This is a genomic window from Pelovirga sp., assembly GCF_059864205.1.
The window spans coordinates 1-9,455 of the sequence record NZ_JCBCBS010000094.1; the positions used below are offsets into that span (position 1 = coordinate 1).

At 53.4% G+C, this 9,455-nt stretch carries 11 protein-coding genes and 1 other RNA gene; all 12 read left to right on the plus strand.

Translation table 11 applies throughout. The features are described from left to right. Positions 1-357: 357 nt before the first annotated feature. The 12 genes from panB to AC6F7T_RS06470 all read left to right on the plus strand — a co-directional run bounded on the left by panB (position 358) and on the right by AC6F7T_RS06470 (position 9,429). A complete protein-coding gene (panB, locus tag AC6F7T_RS06415) occupies positions 358-1,161 on the plus strand; it encodes a 3-methyl-2-oxobutanoate hydroxymethyltransferase (protein WP_500717172.1) in 804 nt (267 codons plus the stop codon). A 10-nt stretch (positions 1,162-1,171) separates the two neighbouring features. Continuing rightward, positions 1,172-2,023, plus strand: a complete 852-nt coding sequence (gene panC / locus AC6F7T_RS06420; protein WP_500717173.1) for a pantoate--beta-alanine ligase — start codon at positions 1,172-1,174, stop codon at positions 2,021-2,023. Beyond that, positions 2,020-3,666: a pyridoxal-dependent aspartate 1-decarboxylase PanP gene (gene panP, locus AC6F7T_RS06425; protein WP_500717174.1), complete on the plus strand. Its 1,647-nt coding sequence runs from the start codon at positions 2,020-2,022 to the stop codon at positions 3,664-3,666. Before panC ends, panP begins: the two co-directional genes overlap by 4 nt. After that, positions 3,666-4,949, plus strand: a complete 1,284-nt coding sequence (locus AC6F7T_RS06430) for an amidohydrolase family protein (protein WP_500717175.1) — start codon at positions 3,666-3,668, stop codon at positions 4,947-4,949. The genes panP and AC6F7T_RS06430 overlap by 1 nt, the downstream gene beginning before the upstream one ends. 6 nt (positions 4,950-4,955) lie before the next feature. Then, complete coding sequence (locus AC6F7T_RS06435) at positions 4,956-5,399, plus strand: SoxR reducing system RseC family protein (RefSeq protein WP_500717176.1); 444 nt, start codon at positions 4,956-4,958, stop codon at positions 5,397-5,399. Positions 5,400-5,421: 22 nt separating this feature from the next. After that, entirely contained in the window at positions 5,422-5,877 is a 456-nt protein-coding gene (gene smpB / locus AC6F7T_RS06440; protein WP_500717177.1) for an SsrA-binding protein SmpB, read from the plus strand. 255 nt (positions 5,878-6,132) lie between these two features. Beyond that, positions 6,133-6,489, plus strand: a transfer-messenger RNA (tmRNA) gene (ssrA, locus tag AC6F7T_RS06445). Between the two features lie 166 nt (positions 6,490-6,655). Continuing rightward, positions 6,656-6,811, plus strand: coding sequence for a hypothetical protein (locus AC6F7T_RS06450; protein ID WP_500717178.1), 156 nt, complete (start codon positions 6,656-6,658; stop codon positions 6,809-6,811). A 419-nt stretch (positions 6,812-7,230) separates the two neighbouring features. After that, entirely contained in the window at positions 7,231-7,614 is a 384-nt protein-coding gene (locus tag AC6F7T_RS06455) for a hypothetical protein (RefSeq protein ID WP_500717179.1), read from the plus strand. After that, complete coding sequence (locus tag AC6F7T_RS06460; RefSeq protein ID WP_500717180.1) at positions 7,611-8,450, plus strand: type II TA system antitoxin MqsA family protein; 840 nt, start codon at positions 7,611-7,613, stop codon at positions 8,448-8,450. Before AC6F7T_RS06455 ends, AC6F7T_RS06460 begins: the two co-directional genes overlap by 4 nt. Further along, positions 8,447-9,076 (plus strand): hypothetical protein, encoded by a 630-nt coding sequence (locus tag AC6F7T_RS06465; RefSeq protein WP_500717181.1) that lies wholly within the window; start codon positions 8,447-8,449, stop codon positions 9,074-9,076. Before AC6F7T_RS06460 ends, AC6F7T_RS06465 begins: the two co-directional genes overlap by 4 nt. Continuing rightward, positions 9,076-9,429, plus strand: coding sequence for a Fic family protein (locus tag AC6F7T_RS06470; RefSeq protein WP_500717182.1), 354 nt, complete (start codon positions 9,076-9,078; stop codon positions 9,427-9,429). Before AC6F7T_RS06465 ends, AC6F7T_RS06470 begins: the two co-directional genes overlap by 1 nt. The last annotated feature ends 26 nt before the right edge of the window (positions 9,430-9,455 follow it).

Sequence of the window (9,455 nt, forward strand, 5' to 3'; positions counted from 1 at the left end):
TAATCTGGATCCTGCGACTTCGCGCAGGATGACACAGAAGGACGTTGATGGAAAAAAACGGGTGTCATTCTGCGCGGAGCGAGGCGTAGTCGCAGAATCCATATCCTGTTTTCTGATTTACTGGAGTCAAATAGATAACCAGATAATATTATTGGACTGATTGGCGAAGGAGCCCTGCGACCCGGAACTGGTGCCGGAGTTTTGCTGGGCCTTTTAACATAGCAGAAGCAACATAAGCGCCTGGATCATTATGACCGGGACGAAATGGTAATCTACGCAGTGAAGCCGGGTGCTTCGACTGTTGCCTTTCGTTGCGACGGAGGGCTTTTTTTGTTTTGACCAACAGGATACGTCATCGTGGAAAAAAGAAAAACCATCCTTGATATTGCCCGTATGAAGCAGGACAAGAGCAAGATTGCCGTTCTGACTGCTTACGATTATCCCTTTGCGCGTCTGATGGACGCAGCCGGTATCGATATCATTCTGGTCGGTGATTCGGTTGGCTCGGTGGTGTCCGGCTATGACAACACCCTGCCGGTCACCCTGGACGAAATGATTTATCACACCAAGGCGGTCATGCGCGGCAGCCGTCAGGCCCTGGTGGTCACCGATATGCCCTTCATGTCCTATCAGACCGATATCCGTGATGCACGCATCAATGCCGGCCGCTTGATCAAAGAGGGTGGTGCCCAGGCGGTCAAGCTTGAAGGCGGCGTGCCGATGGCGGCCACTATCCGCGCTCTGGTCGATATTGATATTCCGGTGGTTGGTCATATCGGTCTGACGCCGCAGTCGATCCATCGTATGGGTGGTTTTCGGGTACAGGGTCGAGCTGAGGAACAGGCCCAGCAGCTGATTGCCGATGCCAGGGCCGTTGAAGAAGCTGGGGCCTTCGCCCTGGTGTTGGAGGGTATCCCGGCGCTGCTGGCGCGTGAAATTACCCGCCTGCTGACGATACCCACCATCGGCATCGGGGCTGGAGTCGGCTGTGATGGTCAGGTCCTGGTGATTCATGATCTGCTCGGGCTCTACGACAAATATGCGCCCAAGTTTGTCAAGCGCTATGCTGATGTTGCCCCGGTGATTTCGCGCGGCATCGAAGACTATATCCACGAGGTCAAGCAGGGGATATTTCCCGGTGATGATCACTCCTTCAAGTAGGTGTTAAGGGATGGAGATTGTAGAATCGATAGAGTCGCTGCAGCAGCAATTGGCGCACGCGCGTGCTGCCGGTAAAACGATTGCCTTTGTGCCCACCATGGGGTTTCTTCATGCTGGGCATCTGTCCCTGCTCGAAGAAGGGCGCCGCCGCGGTGATGTGCTGGTGCTTTCCATTTTTGTTAACCCGACCCAGTTTGGCCAGGGGGAGGATTTTGAAGACTATCCGCGCGATCTGCAACAGGATTGTGCTCTGGCCGAGGCAGTTGGTGTTGACCTGGTTTTTGCGCCCTCAAGCGCAGCCATGTACCCGCGAGGTTATGCCACCGAGGTCAACGTCAGCGGTATCACCGCCGGACTCTGTGGTGCCAGCCGACCGACCCACTTTCGTGGTGTCTGTACCGTAGTGACCAAGCTGTTCAATATTGTCCAGCCCCATGTTGCCCTGTTTGGCAGCAAAGATTTTCAACAACTGGCGGTGGTCAAGCGGCTGACGCAAGATCTCAACCTGCCGATTGAGATCATCGGCATGCCGATCTACCGTGAAGCTGACGGCCTGGCAATGAGCTCGCGCAATGTGTATCTCGATTCTGAGCAGCGCCGCCAGTCACTGGCTCTGTCGCAGGCGATCACCCTGGCGCAGGATCTCGTCAAACAGGGGGAAGGGGAGGTCGCTACAGTTATAGCCGCCGTCTCTCGCCACCTTGGCGCCCAGTCGCTGATTCGCAGTGACTATGTTGCCATCTGCCATCAATTGACCCTTGAACCGCAGCAACGGATTGACAAGGATTCAGTGCTGCTTATCGCCGCCTTTGTTGGTCAGACCCGACTGATTGATAACGGCTATCTGATGGACCTGTCATGACCGACACAGCGCGGGCTAATCTGGAAAACCTCTACCGCATCTTTACGGTACCGGAGGCCCCTGATTCGACCCTGGGGGCAATTGACCAGGCTATTACCCAGAATGTTGCTGATTTTTTGCAGAAACATGTGGTCGCCCTGGAGCGTAGCCTCGAGGATATCGAGAAGGATTTCTCCCGTAGCCGTATCCCCGATGAACCGACCTTTGTGTCTGATTACACCACCTTCGTTAAAGAAAAGCTTGTCGCCCAGTCGGTTCACACGGCAGCTCCCGGCTTTATTGGTCACATGACATCGGCCTTGCCCTATTTTATGTTGCCCCTGTCGCGTATCATGACGGCACTTAATCAGAACCTGGTGAAAGTAGAAACGTCCAAAGCCTTCACGCCGATGGAACGGCAGGTACTGGCGATGCTGCACCGCTTGATTTACGCCGGCGATGACGGTTTTTATCAGCAATGGATCCATGACAGTCGTCACGCTCTAGGTGCTTTTTGTTCCGGTGGAACTATCGCCAATATCACCGCTTTATGGGCTGCCCGCAATCGCCTCTGTGGTGCTCGGGAAGATTTTGCCGGTCTGGCAGAGGAAGGCCTGCAGCGCACCCTCGAGTATCTTGATTGCGCCGGCCTGGCGATACTGGTGTCACGCCGCGGCCATTATTCCCTCGGCAAAGCCGCCGATCTGCTGGGTATCGGGCGCAAACAACTGGTCATTGTGGATACGGATGTGAATAACCGGATCGACATGCAGTGTCTGCGTGATGCCTACAGCAAACTGCAGCAGCAGAATATGCGTGTACTGGCGCTGGTCGGCATTGCCGGGACCACAGAAACCGGACATGTCGATCCGTTGGAACAGATGGCTGATTTTGCTGTTGAGGCCGGTTGCCATTTTCATATCGACGCCGCCTGGGGTGGACCAACCCTCTTTTCCGATACCCATCGCCATTTGTTAAAGGGTATTGAACGGGCCGATTCGGTCACCATTGATGCCCATAAGCAACTTTACGTGCCGATGGGGGCAGGGATGGTTCTCTTCAAGGACCCCCATAGCCTGACTGCTATTGAGCATCATGCCAACTATATTTTGCGTGAAGGCTCCAAGGATCTCGGTAGCCATACCCTTGAAGGTTCACGTCCGGGCAAGGCGATGCTGGTTCATGCCGGGCTGTCCATCATCGGCCGGCGGGGCTATGAGCTGTTGATTGATCTGGGGATCGATAAAGCTCGGCGTTTTGCTGAGATGATCGTTGCCCATCCCGACTTTGAGCTGATCACGGCACCGGAGCTCAATATCCTCACTTACCGTTATCACCCCGCCTGGCTGCAGCAACAGATGGCCAATCTCGACCCACAGCGCCGGCGTGAGGTGAATCTGTTGCTGGATCAGTTGACCCGCGAGGTACAAAAACGTCAGCGCGAGGCCGGCAAGACCTTTGTCTCCAGAACGCGCTTGCGCAGCGCGGTCTATGGAACGGAACAGCTCACCGTGTTCCGTGTCGTTCTGGCCAATCCCCTGGCTACCGATGCCATTCTTGAAGCGGTACTGGCGGAACAGCTTGAGATTGTTGCCGCTACTGATCTACAGGTTATCCTCTCATCCATTGCTGAAACCTGTCAGTCGGCAGCACAGAACGGCTGATGATGCAGCAACAGCACCTCCAGATCATTGCTGCCAGGTTCCTGGTTACAGCGGGCAGCTCTCCAGTTGAAAGGGGAGCCTTGCTGTGCAATGCTGATCGGATTGTTGCTGTCGACAGCCTGACGGCCCTGAAAAAAACCTATCCCGGCGTCACGGTTAGTGACTATGACGATGCCGTTATCCTCCCCTTATTTGTCAATGCCCATACCCATCTGGAGCTCACCGATTTTTGTCACTGGGCGGATAAGAAGGGAAAGCAGGTTGAACAACACAAGGGGTTCATTGACTGGATTCTCCGGCTGATCCAGATTAAAAAAAACCTCGACCCCGATAGCTATCGCCACGCACTAGTGAACGGTATTGAACAGTCTTGCAAAGCCGGAACCGGTGTGGTCGGGGATATTCTCGCTCACCACAGTGCGCGTAGCGTCTATCATAACGCGCCGCTGGCCGGGGTTGTTTTCCTTGAAACCCTGGGACAGGATCCGGCGATGATCGACCGGCTGAAAAAAGCCCTGCATCAGACCCTCGAAGAACCCTTTGCCGCAGAAACTGTTCTTGGCCTCTCCCCCCACTCCCCCTATACCATCAGTAACCGCTATTTGCGCCATATCTATGATCTATGTAAAGGCCGCGGCCTGCGCTGTTGCACCCATGTTGCCGAATCGGAAGAAGAACTGACCTTTACCCGTGACAGCCGTGGTGCCATTGCTGAGCGTTTTTACCATGCCATCAATTGGCAGAGGTTTATCCCTCCACCGAGCGGGTTACGCCCTGTGGCTTATCTTGAAAAGGTCGGCGGATTATTCCCGGAAAATCTGCTGGTCCACGGTGTTCATCTTGATAACCAGGAGATCGAGCTGCTGGGGCGCAACAAGATGTCACTGGCATTATGTCCACGCAGTAACGCACGTCTGAATGTTGGCAAGGCACCAGCCCGGCGGCTGCAAAAAGCCGGCGTCAACCTGGCTCTTGGTACCGACAGTCTGGCCAGCAATGATAGCCTGTCGATCTGGGACGAAATGCATTTTGCCGCTCGCTGGTTTGCCGGAGAGCTCGACGCGCCGACCATTTTTGCCATGGCAACGCAGCAGGGAGCAGATGCCCTAGGGGTTGGGGAGGATTATGGCAGCTTGAACACCGGCAAAAAAAGCAGTTTCCAGGTTGTCAGTGCCCCCGTTGCCGCTGCCGGTGAACTTCATGAATATTTCACCTCCGGCATTGTCACGGATGCTATAATACAAATTTACCGCAATGGAGTGCCGCAGCTTTCCGGGGTATAGACAACCATGGTGGAGGAATTTGGAACGGTGATCGCCCTGCGCGAGGGTGGGCGTATCGCTCTGGTGCAATGTCACAAGCAAACGGCCTGTGACGCCTGCCAGGCTGCCGGTGTGTGTCGGCCCGGTCATGGTAAGCTGCGCGAGGTCGAAGCTCGCAATGATGCGCGGGCGCTGGAACACGATCGAGTCAGGCTGGCGACCAGCAGCAAAAACTTTTTGCGCTCTTCCTTTATCCTCTATATCTTCCCGGTGCTGGGATTGCTCAGCGGCGCCGGTCTAGGATTTCAGCTTGGCCATTCCGGGTTTTCAGCGCTTGATCCGGAATTACTGATGGCGTTATCAGCTGTCGCCGGCATGACGATTGTTTTTGGTTTGATTTATCATCTGACCCGCCGTCTCAAACGGGACGCTTTTATGCCGGTTGTCGTTGCGGTTGAGATGAAAAAATAGCAGTAAAGGGACGTACACACCCATGGGAATCAAAATCATTGCCACCAACAAAAAATCCTATCACGATTATTTTATCAGTGATGTGTTTGAAGCCGGTCTGGTTTTGACCGGAACGGAAGTCAAATCGATCCGCGCCGGCAAGGTCAACTTGAAAGAAGCATTCTGCCGGATCAAGGATGGTGAGGTCTTTATCAACAACATGAATGTTGCCGAATACACCCACGGTAATCGCGAAAATCACGATCCGACGCGGATGCGCAAGTTGTTGCTGCATCATACTGAAATCGACAAGCTGATCCGCATGACCGAGCAAAAAGGGTTGGCCCTGATTCCAACCAAGATTTATTTCAAGAACAATTACATTAAATTGGAAATCGGCCTTGGTCGCGGAAAAAAACTCCATGATAAACGCGAAACCTTAAAGAGCAAAGAAGCAGACCGCGAGATGGCCAAGGCTGTGAAGCAGCATGCACGATAGCCAGGAATGGCTAGACCGGTTCTTAAGTTCAAATCGAAATCGCTATCGCTATCGGGAGCGTTTTTGCTGTTGTAGATTGCCTGATCCTCTCTGGCTAGCGAGTTACGTGTTTCGCTTTCGATTTCGATCCCGATAGCGATTTGGATTTGGATTGTCCTAACGTTTGTTTAGATGGAAAAAACAAGCAGGATGGATTTGCTATTTTTCGCTATTTTTGAGATAATTACAACATCGCAGTTCAACGACTTTATCAATGGGGGTGTCAAGGTTTCGACGGGGGAAGGAAACGAAGTGCCGCATGCCGGAGTGGGCTGGCTCCGAAAAAAAGCCCAACTTAACTAAACGCAGACTCTGACGTTAGTTACGCATTAGCAGCTTAATAGCTGTTACGTCCTGTTAATCATCGCCTGTGTGGCTGATGGGACGTTAATTGCAGCGGGCTGGTTTTGAAGAAAGACTGTGGCTTCGAAACGAGACTAAAAGCAGACTCGCCTGATCCGTATCCTGTCTGTAGGAGCCTGATCAAGGTTAAATTCAATTTACAGACTAAGCATGTAGAAGCCTTACGCGGATAGCTTTCGGACGCGGGTTCGATTCCCGCCACCTCCACCATTTGACAATCCATCATAATCCAAGATGGTCAGGAAACCCGCTTAATAGGCGGGTTTTTTGTTGCCTTGGTGTCCAGACTGGTTCAGCCATGGCGCGGGTCGAATTCTCCTAGACAAGGCGAGAAGAACTGATCCGGAAACCGGAACTGAACCGGGTCGAACGCTATGTGCTGACCTGCTACCTCAATGCCAGGGAAGGTGAACGCATCCAGTCCCGCGACATTATCGCCCGAGTCAAACATTACCTCAATGCTCCCGTCAGCAAGAAACAGGTGCACCGTATCCGCGCCATGGCTTATGAGTCCGCAGGGGCCGACGGCTAAACCCTTAGGGTGGGTCGTTTGTCTGGTAAACCAACGCCGGGTTTCTGGAAATCGCTGTATGGAGTTTTTGGAAAACCGGCAACTAATAAAGGTGGTTATGCTCTTTGGGAAAAATGGGCCACGATTCGGTTGAGTTTTGTTCGTCAATGAATAGCCTTTGTCAAAGTTAACCGGCCTTTTTCCTTCTGGAATATCGGAAAATTTGCTAGTCTGTCGAGCATTAAGATCGGCTCAAATTGATATCATCTGTGTCGTATAGCTTTCGTGGGTAGAGCGACTTGGGGCATGCGTGTTTAACCCTTTTTGGGGTTTTTAGCACTGGTGATTAATTCATGTAATTTCTTGACATTGGTATCAATTGATACCATACTTAAGCCGAGGTCTGGTTCCTGCCGCCTCGGTTTATTTTGGGGGGCTCCATGGCAAGACCGAGTCATAAGGAACTGAACGGCAAGCTTCAAGTCGCGTTGGATGCAGTCCACGATAATCGAATTATTCTTATTGAACCCGATGTTATCGTTGCCGACGCCATGGCGCTAGGTTATTCGATTCGGCATGAATTGCAGCTGGTTTTGCTGGATCTGCTGAACAACACCGGACCGGATCATTACGCAGGTCATCATCCGCCGGAAAAATCTTACGAAAAGCGGATTCGCAATCTCGATTTGTGGGCTTTTTCGGTGTCATGCCAGAGATTTGAAACGCGCGTTTACTACAAGTTTTCTATCTACAACGCATGGTTTTACCTGGTGTCGCTTCATATCTGCACCAGTACGGGGGAGAAGGGGAGAACCACAAAATGAGTCAATCCATAAAAGAGACATGCCCCAGCTGTCAGGGGCGAGTAACGCTGGTCGACCTTGAAAAGCAGGCGCAGGTTAAAGGTGTCGATGTCACTTACACCGCCAGGATTCACCAGTGTGGCGAATGTGGCCTGGAACTCGCCAGTATTGATGAGGCGGCAACCATGCAGGAACGGCTTGCCGACGCCTATCGACAAGCGGTTGGCCTGCTCGGCAGTGAAGAGATTTGTCGTCTGCGCCAGGAAAAGGGTTTGTCGCAACAGGCCTTGGCCGATGCTCTGGATATCGGCATTGCCAGTATCAAACGCTGGGAGTCAGGGGTCATTCAAAGCAAGTCGATGGATGCCCTGTTGCGGACTCTGTTACAGAAAAACCCGTGTAATGAACACACCGGCAACCGTGAATTTTCCATTCCCCGCATTCGTCTGGTTCTCGATGCATTTGCAGCGCAGTTAGGGCGTCCATTGTTGAAAAAGGATGATCGTATGCTCTACGCGGCCAAATACCTCTGGTATGCCGACATGAGCGCCTGTCGCGATCTTGGTCGAAGCATGACCGGCTCCACCTATGCGGCTTTGCCGATGGGACCTCAGCTTAACAACTATCGCGATCTGGTAGATGAGATATCCAATGCCGATTTGACAGATGTCCCACCGCTCAGTCAAACGGAAACAGCCATTATTGCACTGGTTGCCAGAACTTTTCCGACCAATAAACAGGTGTTCGATGCGTCACATCGCGAAGCACTTTGGCAGGGATGTCCAACCGGGGCGATTATTCCCTACACCCGTGCCGCCGAACTGATTGAAATACCTCACCTCAAGGATCTCCCATGATCACTGAATTTGATCAACTGCGCGACTTTCTCAATGAGATGTACCAGTTCGAGGATCACGACCTTGATTTCGGCATTTACCGCATTATTCGCCTCAAGCGCCAATTCATCGAAAATTTCATTGCTGGTGCTGGTGAGAACAGTCTGCGCACCACTGTGACCCGGTCCTTGAGCGGCGTACAGAACAGCCAGAGCGATACGGCGCGAAACTGGCTGGCCGCCTTTGCCGATCGCTTTGAACTCCTACCAGCCACCCTACACTATCACCCCCGAGATCCTGAACCGGGTCGCCGCGATCAGCTTTGGCCTGGGGCGGCTGACCGTGCTCACCGACCAGGCGAGAGCCTTGCGGCTACGACGTATCAATCGTGTCCGCACCATTCGCGGCTCGCTGGCCATCGAAGGCAACACCCTGAGCGAGGCGCAGATCACCGCGATTCTGGAAGGCAGGCGGGTCATCGCCCCGCCCCGCGAGGTACAGGAAGTGAAAAACGCCCTCGCCGCCTACGACCGATTCGACACCTGGAAGCCAGAGCACGAAAAAGACCTGTTGCAGGCGCACCGGATGCTGATGTCCGGGCTGATCGACGAGGCGGGACTTGTATCGTCATGGCGGCGTGGAGTTGATGGCAGGGCAGCAGCTGATTCACATGGCCCCACCCGCAGACCGGGTGCCGCAATTGATGGCCGATCTGTTCCGTTGGCTGGCCGCTACCAACGCTCATCCGCTCATCACCAGTTCGGTCTTTCACTACGAGTTCGAATTCATCCACCCCTTCGCCGACGGCAACGGCCGCATGGGGCGGCTGTGGCAGAGCCTGATTCTGGCCTGCTGGAATCCCTTGTTCGCCGATATCCCGGTGGAAAGCCTGATCTTCGAGCACCAGGCCGAGTACTACCAGGCCATTCAGGAAAGCACCCAAAAGACCGATTCCGCTCCGTTTAGCGCCTTCATGCTAGATCGGAAGAGCGTCGTGTAGGGAAAGAGTGTAGGGTCGTGTGTAGA